This is a genomic window from Bradyrhizobium sp. UFLA05-109 (assembly GCF_054185165.1).
On the sequence record NZ_JBBIAR010000002.1, the window covers coordinates 12,271 to 31,737 of the forward strand.

General features: G+C 63.6%; 19 protein-coding genes and 1 pseudogene. 5 read left to right on the plus strand and 15 right to left on the minus strand.

What is annotated here, in order from left to right; all coding sequences use genetic code 11:
- Positions 1–254: 254 nt before the first annotated feature.
- The 3 genes from moaA to gph form a co-directional block, all read right to left on the minus strand.
- Positions 255–1,289: a GTP 3',8-cyclase MoaA gene (gene moaA / locus Q3C01_RS01350; protein WP_458143234.1), complete on the minus strand. Its 1,035-nt coding sequence runs from the start codon at positions 1,287–1,289 to the stop codon at positions 255–257.
- Positions 1,290–1,397: 108 nt separating this feature from the next.
- Positions 1,398–1,895, minus strand: coding sequence for a hypothetical protein (locus Q3C01_RS01355; RefSeq protein WP_458143236.1), 498 nt, complete (start codon positions 1,893–1,895; stop codon positions 1,398–1,400).
- A 129-nt stretch (positions 1,896–2,024) separates the two neighbouring features.
- Positions 2,025–2,717 carry a phosphoglycolate phosphatase gene (gene gph / locus Q3C01_RS01360; protein ID WP_458143237.1) on the minus strand — a complete coding sequence of 231 codons (693 nt, stop codon included), beginning with the start codon at positions 2,715–2,717 and terminating at the stop codon, positions 2,025–2,027.
- A gap of 195 nt (positions 2,718–2,912) precedes the next feature.
- On the opposite strand from gph, the gene rpiA reads away from it, so the two are divergent.
- The 3 genes from rpiA to gor are packed head-to-tail and all read left to right on the plus strand — an operon-like array spanning position 2,913 to position 5,584.
- Positions 2,913–3,626: a ribose-5-phosphate isomerase RpiA gene (gene rpiA, locus Q3C01_RS01365; protein WP_458143239.1), complete on the plus strand. Its 714-nt coding sequence runs from the start codon at positions 2,913–2,915 to the stop codon at positions 3,624–3,626.
- 2 nt (positions 3,627–3,628) lie between these two features.
- A complete protein-coding gene (locus Q3C01_RS01370; RefSeq protein ID WP_458143241.1) occupies positions 3,629–4,162 on the plus strand; it encodes a DUF2059 domain-containing protein in 534 nt (177 codons plus the stop codon).
- Positions 4,163–4,195: 33 nt separating this feature from the next.
- Positions 4,196–5,584 carry a glutathione-disulfide reductase gene (gene gor, locus Q3C01_RS01375; RefSeq protein WP_458143243.1) on the plus strand — a complete coding sequence of 463 codons (1,389 nt, stop codon included), beginning with the start codon at positions 4,196–4,198 and terminating at the stop codon, positions 5,582–5,584.
- A gap of 187 nt (positions 5,585–5,771) precedes the next feature.
- On the opposite strand, the gene Q3C01_RS01380 is transcribed toward gor, so the two are convergent.
- The 4 genes from Q3C01_RS01380 to Q3C01_RS01395 all read right to left on the minus strand — a co-directional run bounded on the left by Q3C01_RS01380 (position 5,772) and on the right by Q3C01_RS01395 (position 9,546).
- Complete coding sequence (locus tag Q3C01_RS01380) at positions 5,772–6,872, minus strand: helix-turn-helix transcriptional regulator (protein ID WP_458143244.1); 1,101 nt, start codon at positions 6,870–6,872, stop codon at positions 5,772–5,774.
- A gap of 87 nt (positions 6,873–6,959) precedes the next feature.
- Positions 6,960–7,673, minus strand: coding sequence for an N-acyl amino acid synthase FeeM domain-containing protein (locus Q3C01_RS01385; protein WP_458143245.1), 714 nt, complete (start codon positions 7,671–7,673; stop codon positions 6,960–6,962).
- The gene (locus tag Q3C01_RS01390; protein ID WP_458143247.1) at positions 7,670–8,119 is read right to left on the minus strand and encodes a methyltransferase family protein; all 450 of its coding nucleotides are present in this window, start codon (positions 8,117–8,119) and stop codon (positions 7,670–7,672) included. The genes Q3C01_RS01385 and Q3C01_RS01390 overlap by 4 nt, the downstream gene beginning before the upstream one ends.
- Positions 8,120–8,604: 485 nt before the next feature.
- Complete coding sequence (locus Q3C01_RS01395) at positions 8,605–9,546, minus strand: LysR family transcriptional regulator (RefSeq protein WP_458143248.1); 942 nt, start codon at positions 9,544–9,546, stop codon at positions 8,605–8,607.
- Between the two features lie 148 nt (positions 9,547–9,694).
- Between Q3C01_RS01395 and Q3C01_RS01400 the strand changes: the two are divergent.
- A pseudogene (locus Q3C01_RS01400) lies at positions 9,695–10,227 on the plus strand (hypothetical protein).
- 42 nt (positions 10,228–10,269) lie between these two features.
- On the opposite strand, the gene Q3C01_RS01405 reads toward Q3C01_RS01400, so the two are convergent.
- From Q3C01_RS01405 to Q3C01_RS01425, 5 genes are all read right to left on the minus strand, one after another.
- On the minus strand, positions 10,270–11,721 hold the full coding sequence (locus Q3C01_RS01405; protein WP_458143249.1) for an aldehyde dehydrogenase: 1,452 nt from the start codon (positions 11,719–11,721) through the stop codon (positions 10,270–10,272).
- 17 nt (positions 11,722–11,738) lie between these two features.
- Positions 11,739–12,482 (minus strand): ABC transporter ATP-binding protein, encoded by a 744-nt coding sequence (locus Q3C01_RS01410; protein WP_458143251.1) that lies wholly within the window; start codon positions 12,480–12,482, stop codon positions 11,739–11,741.
- Entirely contained in the window at positions 12,475–14,163 is a 1,689-nt protein-coding gene (locus Q3C01_RS01415; RefSeq protein ID WP_458143252.1) for a branched-chain amino acid ABC transporter ATP-binding protein/permease, read from the minus strand. The genes Q3C01_RS01410 and Q3C01_RS01415 overlap by 8 nt, the downstream gene beginning before the upstream one ends.
- Positions 14,160–15,035, minus strand: coding sequence for a branched-chain amino acid ABC transporter permease (locus tag Q3C01_RS01420; RefSeq protein WP_458143254.1), 876 nt, complete (start codon positions 15,033–15,035; stop codon positions 14,160–14,162). The genes Q3C01_RS01415 and Q3C01_RS01420 overlap by 4 nt, the downstream gene beginning before the upstream one ends.
- 67 nt (positions 15,036–15,102) lie before the next feature.
- On the minus strand, positions 15,103–16,323 hold the full coding sequence (locus Q3C01_RS01425; protein WP_458143255.1) for an amino acid ABC transporter substrate-binding protein: 1,221 nt from the start codon (positions 16,321–16,323) through the stop codon (positions 15,103–15,105).
- Between the two features lie 26 nt (positions 16,324–16,349).
- On the opposite strand from Q3C01_RS01425, the gene Q3C01_RS01430 reads away from it, so the two are divergent.
- Positions 16,350–17,459: a helix-turn-helix domain-containing protein gene (locus Q3C01_RS01430; protein ID WP_458143256.1), complete on the plus strand. Its 1,110-nt coding sequence runs from the start codon at positions 16,350–16,352 to the stop codon at positions 17,457–17,459.
- 17 nt (positions 17,460–17,476) lie between these two features.
- Here the strand turns inward: Q3C01_RS01430 and Q3C01_RS01435 are convergent, their stop codons facing one another.
- The 3 genes from Q3C01_RS01435 to Q3C01_RS01445 all read right to left on the minus strand — a co-directional run bounded on the left by Q3C01_RS01435 (position 17,477) and on the right by Q3C01_RS01445 (position 19,409).
- Entirely contained in the window at positions 17,477–18,262 is a 786-nt protein-coding gene (locus Q3C01_RS01435) for a glutamate racemase (protein WP_458143257.1), read from the minus strand.
- 46 nt (positions 18,263–18,308) lie between these two features.
- A complete protein-coding gene (locus tag Q3C01_RS01440) occupies positions 18,309–18,656 on the minus strand; it encodes a gamma-glutamylcyclotransferase family protein (protein WP_458143258.1) in 348 nt (115 codons plus the stop codon).
- Positions 18,657–18,848: 192 nt separating this feature from the next.
- Positions 18,849–19,409: a DUF2478 domain-containing protein gene (locus Q3C01_RS01445; RefSeq protein WP_458143260.1), complete on the minus strand. Its 561-nt coding sequence runs from the start codon at positions 19,407–19,409 to the stop codon at positions 18,849–18,851.
- Positions 19,410–19,467: the final 58 nt, after the last annotated feature.

Genomic DNA, 19,467 nt, shown 5'->3' on the forward strand with positions numbered 1-19,467 from the left:
GCATGCATCGCACGGCCGGCGCGCTAAAGGCACGCGACCTTGACGGCTCGTCATCCGGAGCGATTGCAGCGACAGTCCTCCCCTCGTGCCTTGCCGTCTTGATCGCGCTCGCCTTCAAGGCAGCGCGCCGGCTTATGCTGCCGGACAGCCAAGGCGCAGGCACCATTTCAGCGGGCTCGCGCGCCGTCAATCGGAAAAATGGGCAAATTGACGCGTGCTCAGGGGGTTAGGTTAGAGGCGGCCCCGTAAATGTCCTAGCCGCCAGTAACGCTCATGTGCCGGCTGACGCTCGGGCGGTTGTGCCGGCGGTCGATGATGAAATCGTGCCCTTTGGGCTTGAGGCCGATCGCACGGTCGATCGCAGCCGCAAGCAGCGTATCCTCAGCGGACTCCCGCAGCGGCTTGCGCAAATCGGAGGCATCTTCATGGCCGAGGCAGGTGTGTAGCGTGCCCGTGCAGGTGATGCGCACTCGGTTGCAGGATTCGCAGAAGTTGTGGGTCATCGGCGTGATGAAGCCGAGCTTGCCGCCGGTCTCCGCGACGCTGACATAGCGCGCCGGACCGCCTGTCGTCTCGCTGAGGTCCGTCAGCGTGAATTGCTGGGCGAGCCGCGCGCGCACCAGCGACAGTGGCAGATACTGGTCGATGCGGCCCGAGCCGATCTCGCCCATCGGCATCACCTCGATCAGCGTCAGGCCCATGCCCTTGCCGTGCGCCCACCGCATCAGCGAGGGGAGCTCGTCCTCGTTGAGATTCTTCAGCGCCACGGCGTTGATCTTCACCGCGAGCCCGGCCGCGCGTGCCGCCTCGATGCCCTCTAGCACCTTGTCGATCTCGCCCCAGCGGGTGATCTCGCGAAACTTCCGCGGATCGAGCGTGTCGAGCGAGACGTTGATGCGGCGGACGCCGCAATCGGCGAGTTCCCGCGCATGCTTGGCCAGTTGCGTTCCGTTGGTGGTCAGCGTCAATTCGCGCAAGCTCCCGCTCGCGAGGTGACGTGACAGCGAGCGCACCAGCGACATCACGTTGCGGCGGACCAGGGGCTCGCCGCCGGTCAGCCGCAGCTTCTTCACGCCCTTGGCGATGAAGGCCGAGCACAGCCGGTCGAGCTCCTCCAACGTCAAGAGGTCTGCCTTGGGCAGGAAGGTCATGTCCTCAGACATGCAGTAGAAGCAGCGCAGGTCGCAGCGATCGGTGACGGAGACCCGCAAATAGGTGATGGTCCGGCCAAACGGGTCGGTCATCGGGCTCGACAGCGGGGACGGGGGACTCACAGCGGGTCCATTCATTCAACAGGCCTTGTCACGATCGCCATCACCGCGCTTTGCGCAGTGACAAATTCATTGGAAGCAATCTAAGCATCCCCGCCACTGCCGACAATCGTGCGCTGCACCGTATTAGCGCGTAGGGGCGGGGGCTGTCGGCGGCGGCGCGGCGGGAGGCGGCGCCGAGTTCGGATCGGGGAACGGAGAGTCTGCCGCGGCGGGCGCCGCTGCCGCTTTTGGCGCCTTCGGCTTCTTCGGCCGATGCGGCTTCTTCAGCGGTTTCGGCGGCACGGCCGGCTGCAGCTCGACGAATACCGGACTTGGGTCGGTTGTGACCGAGGCGGGTGTGGAGAAATCGCCGGGCGTCTTGATGACGTTCACCGGCACTGAGGCCGGCAGGTACTTGTCTAGCGTGTAGCTGACGGTGAAGGGAGCATCCGGGGCGGGAACCGACACCGAGCAGGGTGTCTTGCAGCCCGGACCGAGCGAGGTTGCGGCCTCAGCGCCTGGTGGGGTCGATTCGAGCCGGACCTGGATGGCCGGGGGCGCCGACTTGAACATGTCCCACGAAACGGAGGAGCAGCCGGCCAGGCTCGCCCCCGCAAACGCAATCGCGATCACACGACGCATGACCATCACATCCCACTGCGACGAACTGCCACCATCCCAAGCGCGACCTTAGGTTTGCCGGTCTACCCACGCAACGGGCCGGGCGTGCATGGTTAATGAATGGTTAATTCGACATTTTTCTTAGCAATATCAGGCAGTTGCCTTGACGCTCAAGCGCCCCATCAGGCTCGTCGCCGCTGCCGGCAGATCGCGCATGTGATGGATCAGGCGGTCAGGCTTGAGTTCCTCGATCGGCACATCGGTGTAGCCGAAGCTGACGCCGATCACGGGAACACCGGCGCGCCGGGCCACCCCAACGTCGGTTCCGGCATCCCCGACCATGATGCTGGCGGCGAGCTGTCCGCCGGCGCGGGCCACCGTCTCGCGCAGGATTGTCGGGTCGGGCTTCTGTACCCCGAAGGTGTCGGCGCCGCAGATGGCGGCAAATCGCGGGGAGAGGCCCAGCGCGTCCAGCAGCCGCCTGGAGAGCCATTCGAGCTTGTTGGTGCAGACCGCCAGGCGGTGGCCGCGCTCCGCGAGATGGTCGAGCGCGGCCTCCAGCCCCTCGAACGGGCGCGATTCATCGGCGATATGGTCGGCGTAATAAGCGATGAAATCCGCCGTCAACCGGTTGATGTCTTCGACACCGACGATCCGGCCTTCGGCCTCCAGGCCCCGCTCGATCAGCTTGCGCGCGCCGGCGCCGATCATGTTGCGGGCCGATTGCATCGGTACGGCCGGCAGGCCCTCGCGGTCCAGCACATGGTTCAAAGCGCTGATCAGGTCGGGCGCCGTATCCACAAGCGTGCCGTCGAGATCGAAGACGATGGTGTGAGCGGTCATGATAATGCGCTACCGGCAAGGTGGAGCTTCCGCAAGCGGAGCCGACATAAGATCAGCTTATAACCTCGCCCCGCAGGCCTGTTCTCCGGGCCAAAACGGGGCTAGATAGGCCGCCGAATGCGACTTATTTCGGCGGTCTCTCCAAATGAGACCTCGAGTGAGACTTTCAGGACACACACAAGGGCAGGCCCGAACGTGGACATGGACCAGTTGAAGCGACAGGCGGCTGCACGCGCCCTCGAGGAGGTGCGCGACGGCATGCAGCTTGGTCTCGGCACCGGTTCGACGGCCAAGCATTTCGTCGAGCTCCTCGGCGAGCGCGTGCGCGCCGGTCTCAAGGTGATCGGCGTGCCGACCTCGGAAGCCACGCGTGCCGACGCGGTCCGTTGCGGCGTGCCGCTGACCACGCTGGACGAGATCGATCATCTGGACATCACCGTCGACGGTGCTGACGAAATCGATCCCGAGCTCAACCTGATCAAGGGCGGCGGCGGTGCGCTGCTCCGCGAGAAGATCGTCGCGGCGGCCTCCGATCGGATGATCGTGATTGCCGACGACAGCAAATGGGTTGCAACGCTCGGCCGTTTCCCGCTGCCGGTAGAGGTCATTCCGTTCGGGCTTGGCGCGACACGGCGGGCGATCGAGAAGGCATTTGCGCAAACCGGCGTTTCCGGGCAAATGGCGCTCCGCAAGGCCAAGGACGGCCACGTTTTCGTCACCGATGGTGGCCACTGGATCCTCGATGCCCATCTAGGACGGATCGAGGATCCCGCTCGGCTCGCGGTCGCGTTGAGCGTGATCCCCGGCGTGGTGGAGCATGGACTGTTCATCGGCTTGGCCGGCTCTGCCGTTCTGGCGGGCGGCGAGGGAATCCGCGTGATTGAACGGCGAAAGCCGAAAGGAGACTAGGAATGAAGAGTGTTTTGAAGATGCTGCCCGTGGCCGGACTCGCCTTGGGACTGGCCGGCTTGGGATTGGCTTTTGGCGCCGTCCCGGCGGCGGCCCAGCAGGCGGCAGCGCCCAAGGCCTCGCCCGCGGCGATCGCGGCCGCCAAGGAGATCCTGACCATGAAGAACGCCAACGCGCTCTATGCCAATGCCGTTCCCGGCATGGTGGAGAAGGTCAAGGGCGCGCTGATCGGGCAGAACCTCAACTACCAGAAGGACCTCAACGAGCTGGCACCGGTGGTGGTGCAGCAGCTCACCGGCCGCGAGAAGGAGATCGGTGAAGGCATGGCACAGGCCTATGCCGCCCAGTTCACCGAGCAGGAACTCAAGGATCTCGTGACGTTCTACAAGTCTCCGCTCGGGCAGAAGCTGATTACCGCCGAGCCCCGCGCGATCGAACAGGGCATGGCCTTCACGAATTCGTGGGCGCAGAACTTCTCCGAGGTTGTCGCGAGCGCTTTCCGCGCCGAGATGAAGAAGCGCGGCAAGGACATGTGACGAGGACGAGAGACAGAGTGGTCGGAGTGGACAATGGCTGAATTCGACGTCGACCTCTTTGTCATCGGTGGTGGTTCGGGCGGCGTGCGCGCCGCTCGCATCGCGGCCGGTCATGGCGCGCGCGCGATGATCGCGGAAGAGTACCGCATGGGCGGGACTTGCGTGATCCGCGGCTGCGTGCCGAAAAAGCTGTTCGTGATCGGATCGCATGTCCGCCACGAGATCGAGGACGCCGCGGGCTTCGGCTGGACGATTCCATCAGCGAGCTTCGACTGGCCGACGCTGATCGCCAACAAGGACAAGGAGATCGCGCGGCTCGAGGCGGCCTACACCACCAATGTCGAGAAGTCGGGCGCGCGCATCGTAAAGAGCCGCGCAGTTATCGAGGATGCCCACAGCATCCGCCTGCTCGAGAACGACAAGACGATCACCGCAAGATACATCCTGATCGCCACCGGCGGCGCGCCCAACCATGGCGCGGCGATTCCCGGCATCGAGCACGTCATCTCTTCCAACGAAGCGTTTCATCTCAAGCAGTTGCCGAAGCGGATCGTGATCCAGGGCGGCGGCTATATCGCCCTGGAATTCGCCGGCATCTTTGCCGGCTACGGCTCCGACGTCACGGTGATCTATCGCGGCGACAACGTTTTGCGCGGTTTTGACGACGACGTCCGCGCCCACGTCCGCAGCGAGATGGAGAAGCAAGGGATCACCATCCTGACCGGCTGCACGGTGACCAAGGTCGATCGTCACGGTGACGAGTTCACCACCCATCTGTCGAACGGCTCGAGCGTGGCCTCCGACCAGGTGATGTTCGCGATCGGTCGCCATCCCGCTGTCGCCAATCTGGGCCTCGAGAAGGCCGGTGTCGCGATCAACCCGCAGAACGGCGGCATCGCGGTCGACGGTTTCTCGAAGAGCTCGGTGGACAGCATCTACGCCATTGGCGACGTCACCCATCGCTTCAACCTGACGCCGGTTGCGATCCGCGAGGGCCATGCCTTCGCCGACACCGTGTTCGGCAAGCGCGAGGTGCGGGTCGACCACGCCAACATCCCCACCGCCGTGTTCTCGCAGCCGGAGGTCGGCACCGTCGGCCTGACCGAGACCGAAGCGCGCGCGCAATTCAGCCACGTCGACATCTACAAGGCGACCTTCCGCCCGATCAAGGCGACGATGTCCGGCCGCGACACCCGCGTGCTGATGAAGCTCGTCGTCGACGGTACCTCCGACCGGGTGCTCGGCTGCCACATCGTCGGCGATGCCGCGGCCGAAATCATCCAGGCGGTCGCGATCGCCGTGAAGATGAAGGCGACCAAAGCCGATTTCGACGCGACCATCGCGCTGCATCCGACGGCGGCCGAAGAGCTCGTCACCATGCGCACGCCAACCGCGCGCCACGTGCGGCAGGCCGCGGAGTAGGGGCGTGCCACGCCCAGTTGGTAACTACCCGACATTCGTCCAGATTTGATCAATCAGACTGTGGCGGCACGCTCACGAGCCCGACGTCCAAGAACCTCCTGCGCTAAGCGCCGCATCAGATGGTTGCCAGGCGATGGGGATGGAACGTCAGGGCCAGATAAGCCGAGGGATGCACGAAAGGCGATGATCAACCAATTTTCGCCAACAGAGCTACCAGCTCAGGCTGGCGGCTGGTTCCAGACTTTGAAAAGATCGACTTCAAATGGTTGCGCACCGTCTCACGAGATACCCCCAGCTTCACAGATGCCTCATCCAAAGACACTCCTAGAGCCAATATTGCTGCCAGACGGCCTTCAGCCGGTGTTAGGCCGAACAGGCTTTGTAACGCGGTCGGGTCAATAGATCGATTGCCATTGACTTCCGACAGCGCCAGGATCGCTCTAGCGCCAAGGAAAGGACTTCGGGCAGCGCCATCCACTGGAAGCACGTTGACGACGATTGCTGAGCCGAGTCTCCGGCGGATCGCGATTGGACGTTGCTGGAGCGCGACAAAGTCCGATGTTAGTCGCATTTTCGCTATGAAGTCGCTGAGAGCCTCTCTGGTGGTTTCGTCTCGAGCGAAAAGCCTGCGATTTCTAATTCGAAATTCGTCATTGAATAAAGCCTCAGCGCGCGCGTTGATCTCGATCACATAGCCATAGCGGTCCAGCGCAATCGCCGGCTGGTTAATCAGTCCAAATGCATTTGTTATGCCGGTAAGCACCCGGCGGCCGACGGCCTTTGACAGAGTAGCCGTTTCCGTCAGTCGATCCGACAGCCTACCAAGCGCCGCAAGTTCTTCATTCTGGAACATGCCTTCTCGCGTTGTTCGCTGAAGGGTTAAACCCCAGAGCGCATTTCCAGCGCGGAAGCCAATCGCCGACCACCATCTAAAACCAAATCTGTTCAAGTCGGCATATAGCGGGTCGCGCAACATTTCTTGCTCTGAGGTGAAAAGATCTTGATCCGATACGATAGGGCTTCCGTTCAATAGTCTCGGCACGCCACGGAGCGCCCGAACGTCGTCGATGTGTAGATGATTATCGAAGTATGAGCGAAATATCTCACGAGTCGACTCGGTCGTCGGAATGTCGGCTGTCCTGACATCGCTCTGGAGTAGGCCGGCACCCATCGTGTGGGCAGCTCTGCAGATTTCCTGCATCAGAGACGGCCATAAGCCAGGATCTAGTGCCGCGTCGCCAAGTCGCTCGCTGATTTTAGTTAGTAGCTCGAAGTCAATACTTGGCAAGTGTCGTTCCGGATTCCAAATAAGTCATACGATGCCAGGAGAGACCAAGCTTATCGAGTGAGCAGCGCGAGACGCACTAACTCTGCGCTATGCATGGTAGCTAACTCTGAACATGCTGTTTCGCAATTGCGGGCGGGCGTCAATGCTCTTGCGGAGCCAACTCATCTCCGCCGCGGTTGGGCCGAAGAACGGAAACCTTGCCAGCACACTAGTGTCAGATGCCTTGAAATCGGCTGTCATCAACGCCAATGGCTTGGTTAGTTTAGGATACGGCCTCGGCGCCCCGACCAATGAGTAGGCCAGGATTCTCGTGTAGAAGGCGATATGCTCCTGCCGAACGGCAGCAAGAGCAATGTCGGCATCGAGCACGGTCGCAACAAGATAGGGAAGGCGCAATGTGAAATAGGGGAGTTCAGGCCATCGTGTCGAGGCGTCTCGGTCGACTACGAACCGATTTGGATCGACAACAAGAGCTCCATCGGCCAATAGTCTCGAAATGACTTCTGGAAACGCGTGCTGCGTTGGTGAAACGTCGTCGTTCGCGGTTAACACGTGGACTCGAATAGCGGATACCAATTGGCCGTCAACGGAAACGACAAAGTTGTACTTGTTGGAAATGTAGTCGAACTCGTCGATCAAGAGGCCATCGGCGCTTTCTCGAATTATGCCTTCACGCTTGTAGCAAGAATAACGAAGCCGTTGAACGGCACCCAGGGTCGACGCATCCTCCATTAATTGTACGGTGGCGAGTCGCGCAAACGAGATAAGTCTCTCAGCCAAGGTGCTTCCAGGAAGAATCATCGCCACTTCCACAGGCGCGGCCAGAACAGGCCGGTATCGTTGCGGTATGCGGCATATTCGGCGGCAAACCTTGATGCCTCAAATAGGCGCTCTTCTCTGAGTGCGGCAATCAAGTAGAAGGCGGCCAGGAACAGAACCGGGAGAAGGGCCCACCCAGTTGAAATGGCGAAAGCCCAGCCCATCCAAAACATCACGTAGGAAGCGTAGAATGGATGACGCACGTGCTTGTAAGGCCCAGTGATTATTATGCTGGCCGGCTGACACGGATCAAACGCGAGCCTAAGGTGTGCTTCTCGCGTGGTCTGAAGAGCCTCGAAGAACAAAATCGCTGCTCCAAGTTCGACGAGGATACCGAAGCCTTGCAGCCAAGCCGAATGCGGTAGCGTCCAGGTGAGACACAGGAACAACATGGCCGAAGCCAGTGACGCCGCTGACAGGAGTTTCATCCCGGAAGGCATCCGAGGTGAAGCGAAATGACCTTTTACCGCCCAGGAAAAGCTTCCAAGAATTAGGACACTCAGAGCGCTTAACAAAAGATTCAAGGTTAGGGGCATTCGACGTCAGGAGCTTTCGTTCGCGCGCCGGGAGGACTCGAAGGACTTCGATGTCTCTGGCAAGAGGTCTCAAACGAGAGTTTACGCCCACCGAATTTCCGCGGCATGACCCAAACGGGTCAGGAGAGCCGCTCTGCCCTCTCTACAGTCGTGAAATCGCGTGTGGTCGCGCGCCACGTGCGCCAGGCGGCGGAGCAGGCTCATAGCAACGCGCTCGTTTCCTCATCCTGAAGAGCGCGAAACGCGCGTCTCGAAGGATGGCCGCGGGGCTGACATCCGGGCCTTCATGGTTCGCCCGGCGATGCGTAGCATCGTCAGGAGACGCGCTTCGCGCTCCTCACCACGAGGGTCTAGTGACGTAGTATAGGCAGGGCGCCTTACACGCCGACCGTTCCGTGATCGGCGTTCTCCTGGCGCTCGCGATCGCCTAGTTCGCGCACCAACTCCCCGAGAAACGATTCCGTATAGGCGGGCAGGACCCGTTCGGCGCGGACGTAAACGCCAAGGTCCGACCACACCGGACTGCCGGCGTTGTCCAGCGGCAGGAATTTGAGCTGTCCGCTCTTCGCGAGGCGGCCGATGCCGATCTGGGTCTGGATCGCAACGCCGACGCCGCGCGCCGCCAATTCGCGCATCAGGTCGATCGAGTTGGCCTCTACGGCCGGCTCCGGCGTATTCGGAAGCTGCGCGATCAATGGCTGGAGCAAATGGTAGATCGACAGCTCCGGAAGCGCGTGGATGATCGGAAAGGCGAGACATTGCGCCAGCGTCACGTTCCGGCGCCGCGCCAGCGGATGATCGGCCGCAACGATTGCACCGAGCCGGAAGCGCTTCAGCGCGACCTGGCGCAGATCCTGGGGATGGCGCAGCGCCATCGCGATGCCGATGTCGGATTCGCCGCGGCTCAGCGCGTCCAGCACGTCGGCTGATCCCATCACCTGCGTGGCGAAGGTGACGCGGCGGGCGCGGCCGCGATGCGACGCGATCAGGTCGGGCAGCAGCGATTCCGCAAGCGACTCGATGCAGGCGATGCTCACCGAGCCGCGCCATGTGCCCGACAGCGACTGGACGTCGGAGCGGAAGCGGTCGTGGTCCTGGAGTACGGTCATGACGTGCCGGGCCAGCATCTCGCCGACCGTGGTCAGTGTCAGGCCGCGCGCTGTCCGCTCGAACAGTGGCGCGCCAATCTCCTCTTCCAGCTTGAGGACCTGCCGGCTGACCGCCGACGAGGCGACGTTGAGGGTCCGCGCAGCGGCCCGGATCGAGCCGGTCCGGCGCACGGCGTGGAAGTAATAGAGGGCGGGGGCATGAAATCGCATCGCTGGACTATAGCCGTTGCCGTTTCGGCAGCAAGACTTACGAAATTCTCTTCTTTTCGAGAGCAGTCCTTGGGCCTAGTTTCCGCCGCGGCCGCCAGGGGCGGGGGCCGAAAGGGGATAGGCGGTGGAAGGGAAGAGAGCGTGCGCGCTGGAGGCGGCGGAGCCGCACGGTTTGATCGATCGGCGCCGCGCGGCTGCCTATGTCGGCGTCGCCGCCGGCCGCTTCGAGCAACTGGTGCGCGACAATGTCGTGCCGCCGCCGGTCATGGTGGACAGAAGCCGCCGCTGGCCGATCGCGGCGCTCGATCTCGTCAAGCAATCGGTGGGCGCAGGGGCAACGGAGCCAGCGGGAGCGATCCCGGCGACAGCGCCTTGCGACGAGATGGTCGAGCCGTCGCGCGTGTTGCCCGATGAGGCCTGGCTGCAGCAGAAGGCGAGGCTGGTGCAGCGCGTTCGCAGGTCACTGCTGTCGGGTAACGAGATCCGCGCACACTGCGCGAGTTCAGGGCGCAGCGACAGCGCGAGATCAGCATGCACGGCTATTATGGAAGCTTCGAAGCGCTGATGGTGCGCGGTTACGTCCTCGAACTCGCACGCAAGCCGCCGTCGAGCCGACCGCTTGTGACCTACCGCTTGACTGAGCTCGGCGAACAGGTGCTCGCCGCGCTCAGGGACGAGTAGGGGAGCGCGCCATCGGCGTTTGGCGCGCGGGTTGGGCCGGCCTCAGAACGGATAATGCCGCGGCCCGGTCTGCACCGTGATCCAGCGCAACTCCGTGAACTCGTCGATAGCGGCCTTTCCGCCGAAGCGGCCATAGCCCGAGGCCTTGGTGCCACCGAACGGCATCTGTGGCTCGTCGTGCACGGTCGGTGCGTTGACGTGGCAGATGCCGGCCTCGATCCGCTTGGCAACGTCGAGCGCGCGTGCGATGTCGCGGCCGAACACCGCGGAGGACAACCCGTACTCCGTGTCGTTGGCGATGCGTACGGCCTCGTCGATGCCGTTGACCCGGACGACCGTGACGATGGGGCCGAAGCTTTCCTCGCCATAGATGCGCATCGCCGGCGTGACGTGATCCACGATCGTCGCGGGCATGATGGTGCCGTTGCCGCGGCCGCCAGCCGCGATCACCGCGCCTTTGGCGACAGCATCGTCGATCAGGCCGCCGACGCGGTCGCAAGCTGCGACGCTCACCAGTGAGCCCAGCACGACATTGCCCTTGCGCGGATCGCCGTAGGGCAGGCCCTTGGCCTTCGCTGCAAATTTGGCGACGAAGGCGTCGGCCACCTTGTCGTCGACGACGATGCGTTCGGTCGACATGCAGATCTGGCCCTGGTTCATGAATGCTCCGAACGCAGCTGCGTTTACCGCCGCATCAAGGTCGGCATCGTCGAGGATGACGAGCGGGGCCTTGCCCCCGAGCTCGAGCAGCGCGCGCTTCAGATGCTTGGCGCAGGCGAGCGCGATGAGACGACCGACCCGGGTCGAGCCGGTGAAGTTAACTCGCCGTACCGCCGGATGCGCGATCAGCGCTTCGACCACCGCCTGCGCGTCCTCCGGCGCATTGGTCACCACATTGACGACGCCGTCACCAAGGCCTGCCTCGGTGAGGCAGCTGCCGATCAGCCGATGCACGCCCGGGCTCATCTCCGAGGCCTTCAGCACCACCGTGTTGCCGCAGGCGAGCGGCATCGCGACGGAACGCACGCCCAGGATGACAGGTGCGTTCCACGGCGCGATCCCGAGCACGACACCGACCGGCTGACGGAACGCCATGGCGAGGTTGTCGGGTTTGTCGGTCGGGATGATCTCGCCCGAGATCTGCGTCGTCATCGCAGCCGCCTCGCGCAGCATGCCCTCGGCCAGATGTACGTTGAAGCCGGCCCAGCCGGCAGTGGCACCCGTCTCGGCGACCATCAGCTCCGTGAACTCGGTCGCGCGGCGCGCGAGGATGTCGGCCGCGACGCTGAGACGCTTGCGGCGTTCGGAGGGGCCGAGCTGCGACCAGGCCGGGAAGGCCGCCGCAGCGGCATCTGCGGCGCGCATTGCATCGTCGATCGAGGCCGCGGCTACGATGGTCGCGACCTCGTCGCTGATCGGATTACGCCGCTGGAAGGTGCGTTGGTTGGTCGCCTGTTGGTCCTTGCCGCCGATGAGAAGGTCGATTGCGTTCATGGGACGCTCCTTAGTTATTACGGGGATGGCTGTGACGCGGTGGTCGGCGCGCGCGCCTTGCCGAGATAGGCGCGCTGAATGTCGGGATTGTTCTTCATGTCGCTTGCCGAACCCGTGCCCGCGTTGCGGCCGGATTCGATCAGATAGACCCGGTCGGCGATGTCGAGACTGGCGCGCGCGTTCTGCTCCACGAGCAGCACGCTGACACCGCTGTCGCGGATCTGCGCCAGCGCGCGAAACACCTCGCGGCTGAGCAAGGGCGAGAGGCCGAGCGAGGGCTCGTCGAGCAGCAGCAGGACGGGGTTCGACATCAGTGCGCGGCCAATCGCGACCATTTGCTGCTCACCGCCGCTCATGGTCCGCACGGCCTGGGCCATACGTTCGGTCAGGCGCGGAAACAGCGCCAGCACTTTTGCAAGCCGCCCCACCTCACCGGCACGAGCGCGGGCCGGATAGGCGCCGAGTTGCAGATTCTCCGCAACCGTAAGCTCGCCGAAGACGCCTCGCCCCTCTGGCACCAGCGAGATGCCGAGCTCGACGATCTGATGGGGTGGCAGCCTTGCGAGATCTGCTTCCGCGAAGCGGATGCGCGCGCCGGACGTCGGCGTGACGAGGCCGGCGATGCTCTTCAGCAGCGTCGATTTTCCCGCGCCATTGGCGCCGAGGATGGCCACGATCTCGCCACTGGCGATGTCGAGCCTCACATCCGCCAAGGCCTGATGCTTGCCGTAGAAGTGCGAGAGGGCGGCGACCTCAAGCATCGGCGCCTCCCAGATAGGCGGTCACGACCGTGGGGTCGGACAGGACGTCGTCGGGAACGCCGCGCGCGATGACGCTGCCGGCGTTCATCACGATGCAATGGCTGCACAGCGCACGGATCGCGTCCATTACATGCTCGACCATGATGATGGTCATGCCGCGGTCGCGGAGCTTCGCGATCAGGGCTATGCCGGTCTCGAGCTCGCTCGGGTTGAGACCTGCGAGCCATTCGTCGAGCAGTACCAACTGCGGCGAGAGCGCGAGCGCGCGCGCGAGCTCAAGGCGCTTCTGGTCGATATAGGTCAGCTCGCCGGCCGGCGTGTCGTGCATCGGTGCAAGCCCGACGAGATCGAGCACCTCGCGGCTCGTCGCTTTTGCCGGCGCCGCGCTGAACAAGGCAGCCGCCGCGACGTTCTCGGCCACGGTCAAATCCGACATTACCCGCACCAGCTGGAAGGTGCGGGCAAGCCCGAGTCGGGCGATCCGGTACGGCTTCAGTCCGCCGATCATGGTGCCGCCGAACAGGATCGAGCCCGATGCCGGCACCAGCGCGCCGGACATGAGATTCAGCAGTGTCGTCTTGCCGGAGCCGTTGGGACCGATGACGCCGACGATCTGCCCGCGCGCGACCTCGAAGCTGACCTTGTCGACCGCGCGCAGGCCGCCGAACGACTTGCTGGCGTTGTCCACACGCAGCAGCGGTCCGCGCTCGTCGCGGACAGGGGCAGCGCCAGAGGCGCCGTTCTCCGGTATCGACCATGACCATGGAGCAACCAGCCCGATCACACCCTTTGGCAGCATCATGACGATGAGCACGAAGACCGCGCCGAGCACGATACTGAAATGGTTCGGCAGCGTCGCGGTGAGAACCTCGAATAGCAGCACCAGCGGGATCACGCCGAGCACAGGACCGAACAGCGAGCCGGCACCGCCGAGCAGTGCCATGATGACGACCTGGAAGGAGATCATCGGATTGAACGCAATCGACGGATCGATATAGGTCCAGCGCGGCGCCATAACCGCGCCGGTTACCGACATGAAGAGGGCGCTCAGGATGAACACCGCGAGCTTGATGCGGGTGGCGTCGATTCCGGAATGGCTGGCTGCCGTCTCATCCGCGCCGATTGCGCGCAGCGCCAGGCCATAACGCGAGCGGCCAAGCAGGAAGCCGGTCAGGAAAACGAGCGCGGTGAGGCCGAGCAGTTGCCAGTAGAGCACGTCCTGGGTCACGGCGCTGAAGAGATAGCGGCCGACGGATTTGTGGACGTTGACCTCGTACCAGATCACGAGCTGGCGGATCAGCTCGGCGAGCCCAAAGGAGAAGATCACGAAGTAGATGCCGGATAGACGTAGCGTGGACAGACCCGTGATCGCGGCGACCAGCGCACCGAGCACGGCCGCGGCCAACAGCACGACGGGCCAGGACCAGGTCTCGCCGAGGACAGCGGCCGTATAGGCGCCGATGCCGAAGAAGGCGACGGTCGCGAGCGAGATGTAGCGGGTCGGCCCAGAGAACATCGCCCAAGCCGTCGCCAGGATCGTGAAGTAGAGGACGCTGATGCCGAGCGCGAGATAATAGCCATTGGCATAGAGCGGCAATGCGGCGACGGCTGCGGCGAGCGCGAGCGCCGCACACCATCCAAGTGTCCTGGATCCAAGCGTCCTGGCGGCCTTCGCGCTCACGCGGCAGCCCTCCCGAACAGGCCTGTGGGCTTGATGAGCAGAACCGCCAGGAACAGTGCATAGGTGGCGGCGAGTGTCAGGCCGGGATCGACCAACCGCGCTACGGCGGTCTCGACGACGCCGAGCATCAGCCCGGCCACCAGCGCGCCCATCACATTGCCGACACCGCCCATGATCACGACCACCAGCGCCTTCATCGTGAAGACAACGCCCATCGAGGCGTTGAAGGTGAGGAACATGCTGACCAGCACACCGCCGATCGCGACCAGCCCGCCGCCGCAGGCAAAAGTGAAGCCCGACATGGACGGCACGTCGATGCCGACCAGCCGCGCCGCACCGGGATCGACCGCGATGGCGCGGACCGCCGTGCCGATCCGCGTGCGCGTCAGCGCCAGATAGACGGCGGTACTGATCACGGCCGCGAACAGCAGCGCGACGAGCCGGTTAACAGCGAGCGTGGTGCCGAGCACGACCACGGGGATGGAGAGATAGCTGTAGCTGTAATACTGGCCACCGAACGCGACCAGCATGATGCCCTGGATGACAAACAGCATGCCGAAGGTGGCGAGGATGCTGTCGATCTCCTGGGCGCCGCGATCCTTGCCGCGCCGCATGAGACGTTCGAGCAGGAACCGGTAAAGCAGCCAGTTCAGCGCCGCTGCGCAGGGAACGGCGAGCAGCAGCGCAACCAGCGGGCTCAATCCGAGACCGGTGTAGAGAGACAGCGCACCGAAGGCGGCCGCGATGAGCGACTCGCCATAGGAGAGGTTCATGACGCGTGCCACACCGTATTGCAGCGTCAGGCCGAGTGCGATGAGGGCATACATGCCCCCAAGCACGAGGCCCGGCAGGACGATATCGAACAACAGCATGAAGCGGTGTCCTACTGGCCGGCGGGGCGGGCTGGTCTCACGACGAGACCCGCCCGCCAGGTTGCCGTTACTGCCACTGCGGCTTTGGCACCACGGGCGTGCGTGCACCGGGCAGGGTGGTCGGCGCGAGCCCGTAGAACTCGCCGTTCTGCCACTGGCCGACGCTCCAGACCTCCTGAAGCAGGCCGTCCTTCAACTTGACCTTGCCGATGATGGTGTCGAACGTGCCCGAGCGAATTTCCGCCGCAACCGCGGCGCGATCCACCTTGCCGACCTTTTCGATCGCCTGCTGGAGCACCTGGAGGCTCGCATAGGTGATCGGGCTCGCCCAGCGATCCGGCTCCTTTCCGGTGGCCGCCTTGTGACGCGTGAGATAGTCCTTCAGTTGTGGCGAGTCCGCGTTCCAGCCGCCGATCCCCATCACGCCGTCGCTGCTTGCGGCAAACTTGCCCTTGTAAAGCGGAAAGGCGGTGCCGACGCCAACATAGAAGATCTTGGGGTTGAACTTCAGGAGCTGCGCTTGCTCGGTCAGCGCGATGGTATCGGGTGGATAGCTGAAGGCGATGAACGCATCGGGCTTGGCGGCAATCGCGTCATTCAGCAGCGGCTGGAGATCCTGCGACCCCAGCGGATAGGTCTTGTCGTAAGCGAGCGTGAAGCCGTGCTTCTTGAAGGCCTCCCGGCCGGCGGCGGCAAGCTCGATGCCGAACTGATCGGCGACGCTGACCATCGCGACATTCCCGCCGATCTTGCCTTCACTCTTCAACTTGCCCAGCAGTTCGGCAAGCGCCTCGGAGATCTGCGCGGACGTGCCGAGCCAGAAGGTCGCGTTCGACCAGCGCTTCGCGAGCTCCGGCGCCTTGTCGGTGACCGAGGTGACGGCCAGGTGAGGGTAACCGAGCCTGTTCAGGGTCGGGCCGACCGCGAGATTGAGGCCCGTTCCCCATGGCGGCAGAATGAAGTCGACCTTGTCCTGGTTGGCGAGGCGCTCGATCGCCTTCACCGCTTCCTCCGAGCTGGAGCGATCGTCGTATTCGACGACCTCGATGGGCAGTCGCTTGTCGCCAAGCTTGATGCCGCCGGCCGCGTTCACGTCCTTCACCCACAATTCGTAATTGGGCAGTGTGGTGATACTCGCGCCGCCGGCATAGGGGCCGGTCTTGGAAATTGCGTAGCCGATGCGGATCTTGTCTTGTGCCTCGGCGGCGGACGTCAAGGTCCAGAGTGCCGCGGCCATCGCGGTCAGGCTGGTGATGCGCAGCAGCGTTCGACGGTTCGTTGAGAACATGCCGAGTCTCCCTCCGTGTTTCTCCCATGCGATCGCTCGCAGGGATGAAAGTGCGTCGTTTCCTCTCCATCCCGGTCTTTCTGCTCGGCAGCTTCTTGGAGGTGCCGTGGCCGGGACTTGACCCAGCAAGCACCTTCGGCTTTTGTCCTTCAATGGACAGATCCGGCGAAAGATTGCACGTTTCTGGTCGCGCCGGCCAAGTGCGTCGAGCGGTCGCGGACGCCGAGCGTGCTCAAATTGTTGCCCCGCCCAGTGGGGCTGCTGCGATCGGCGCCGAGGTCATCGTGTCGCACTATGAGCCGCGACGCTGGGCGCTCGATTCCCGGGCGGCGCGGCCCTTTATTCATCTGCTCTGTCTGCACGGCAGTGGCGTCGCGGACATCCGTCGCGAGGGCGAGAGAATCGCATTGTCTGGCCCCGCTATCGTCTGGCTGCCGGCGGGATCGGCCAACTATCTCGACGTGGCGGCGGGCACGGCCGCGGAGTTGCTCCGTTTGAAATCGGGCGCGTGGCACCGCTACCTGCCGCCGTCGGCCGAGGCGGCCTATCTGGCTCTCGATCGCGCCGACGGGATCATGGCGCTTCCGGTCGATCCCGACCTCGTCACCACCGTGTCGCGCTCGATTGCCGCGATTGCGACCGAGATCGCGACACCGGCGCGCAGCGGCGCCGCGTCGATCATATCCGCGGAGCTGACGCTGATTGCATTGCGCTTCCGGCGTCTTTTTGCAGGCGACAGCGGTCCGGAAGAGGAAGGCAGCAGCGCGGAGATCCTGAGCCGCTTCCGCAGTCTGCTCGAAGAGCGATACCATCAGCAACTCCGGGTCGCCGACTACGCCAGCTTGCTCGGCATGACGCCGGACCGCCTGCATGCTCTGTGCAGCCGGGAGCTGAAGCGGTCACCGAGCGCCCTGATCCAGCAGCGTGTCGTCAGGGAAGCGGCGGCACGACTGGAGGCGAACACCGCGACCGTGAAACAGATAGCGTTTGCGCTCGGCTTCAAGGACACCGCCTATTTCAGCCGCTTCTTCAGCAAGCACGCCGGTGAAGCCCCCGGGGCCTGGCGGCGGCGCGCCGGCGCCCGTGGCGCGATGGGACGGTCGAAGCCGACGCTGAACTTCGCCGACTGGCCGTAATGGGGGCGGTGCGACGGTCAAGCACGCTCAAGGGTGAGATCGAGCCCGAGGCGCGCCAGCATGCGCCGGAAATCCGCAAGGTCGTAACCCTGTCGCTCCGAAACCAGCGTCCGGAAGGCACCAGAGCCGGTGGTGACGTAGGGAGCGACGGCCTCAACCACATCGTCGGCCGGATCGAGAAAGCGCAAGTTCGGCCCGGCTTTCTCGAAGTAGCGAGAAAGCCAAGGCAGATGCGTGGATGACAGCGTGGCCGTATCGGTGTCCGGATGCAACGCGTCGAGCTTGGCCTGCACCGCGGCCAGAGTTCTGTCAGCGTCGGTGAGGAACGCGCCATTCTCGACCAGCTCGACGAGATCCGAGGCGCTGACGAGGTCAACCTGGCCTAGTCCTGCGGACTCGCGCTCGACGTAAGCCCGTATTTCCGAGCTCGCGATCAATGAGGCGACGCCCAAGACGGCGATCCGCTTCGTGAGGGAGGCGCCGAGCGCACGCTGTACGGGCGGAAACACGCCGACGATAGGGCTCCGGCTCCAGGTCTTGAGATCGTCGAGGACCATGACCGATGGCGCATTGGAGGCGATCACGATCGCTGCCGGACCATGATCTTCCAGGCGTTCGATCGTGCTGCGCATGACGGAGAGCAGTTCGGCTCTGCCCTTGCCGCCGTAGGGGAAGTTGGCGCGGTCCGCGAAGTAGAGCACATCCTGACCGGGGAAACGGTCTGCGATCTTGCGCGCGATGGCGTAGCTGCCGATCCCGGCATCGAAGACCGCGATCGGTTGTTTCAGGATTGTTCTATTCACGATGCAGTACGCCGCTCCGTTGAAGGGCAGCTAGTCTGTGCAACAGCTAAGCCTTGATGTAAACCCACGCGCTGAGGCCGGAACGCAAAATGACTTCGACGCGCTTGTAGTCGGCGACCTCATACTGGTCCGCCGCTCGCAATTCATCGCCGGTGATTTCAAATACCGTGCCGTCTACTGCATCGTTCGGATCGTTTGTCGGAACGACGATAGGGTGAAATCGCTCACCACTCTTTGCGAGAACGTCCGGATCCGTTATTTCGATGAGGTCTTTTCTAAATCCCGGCATAGCATCGCGACGTCCGGCAAGCAGCCGACCAAAGGATGATAGCTGCACGCTCTCAAGCTGCAACGTGCCATAAGAAAACAAGAGTATCTTCTCGCTAGCGGCCATGCGTACCTCACATCGGTCAATATATGACATACGTCGCTCGGCGACCCGCTGCCAAGCACGTTGCTCTTCAGATCAACGATAATTTCGCTGAGTTCGGGGGCAGGCGGCTGGTCAGCGCTTACGGCAGGACACAGCGTGCGAAGTGAGCGCTGAGCTCGCCACAGTCCTTAAGAACGGCAAAGTACAGACGGTTCACTTTACGATTTCGCAAACCGTCAGGTGCTCTGCCTGGTTCGGATACGTATCTCGCGCCGATACACCGCGCCACCATGCATCAAGCGCGTGGCGGTCGTAGCGGAGCTTGACGCTCATGCCACCGGCGAACCTGATCCAGTCGGTAAAGTGGTCGTCGGAAACCGCGATCACCACGGGGATATCGGCATCGAGTGCCCGCTTGATCAGATGGGCCAGCCCCTTGCCGTCGCGCTCCCGTTTGCCGAAGCGGTTGATGACGACGAGGTCGGCGCCATGTTCCAACGCCTCGGCGATCCGCTCGGCGGCGTTCTGGAGTCGCGCGGGATCGAGCCGGCAAGCGCTCGCGGCGGGATCGAAGTCCTGCGCCAGCAAGAGTTTCTCGCCGTTGTGAAGCAGCACCGCCGAAAGGCTGGAGTCGGCGCACTGGCCTGCCTGCACCATGCCTACGACGCGGACGCCGCGGGCACTCAGATCGGCCGCGAAGCCGCGCAAGACGGTGTCGGGGTCCTGATGCGGCGCATAGACCAGGGCGGCAAGATCGCATTGTGCATCGAACATCGTCCGCCTCCGCTTGACTGAGAATGAGCCGGGGCCGCGGCGTTGCGCCGGGCCCCGG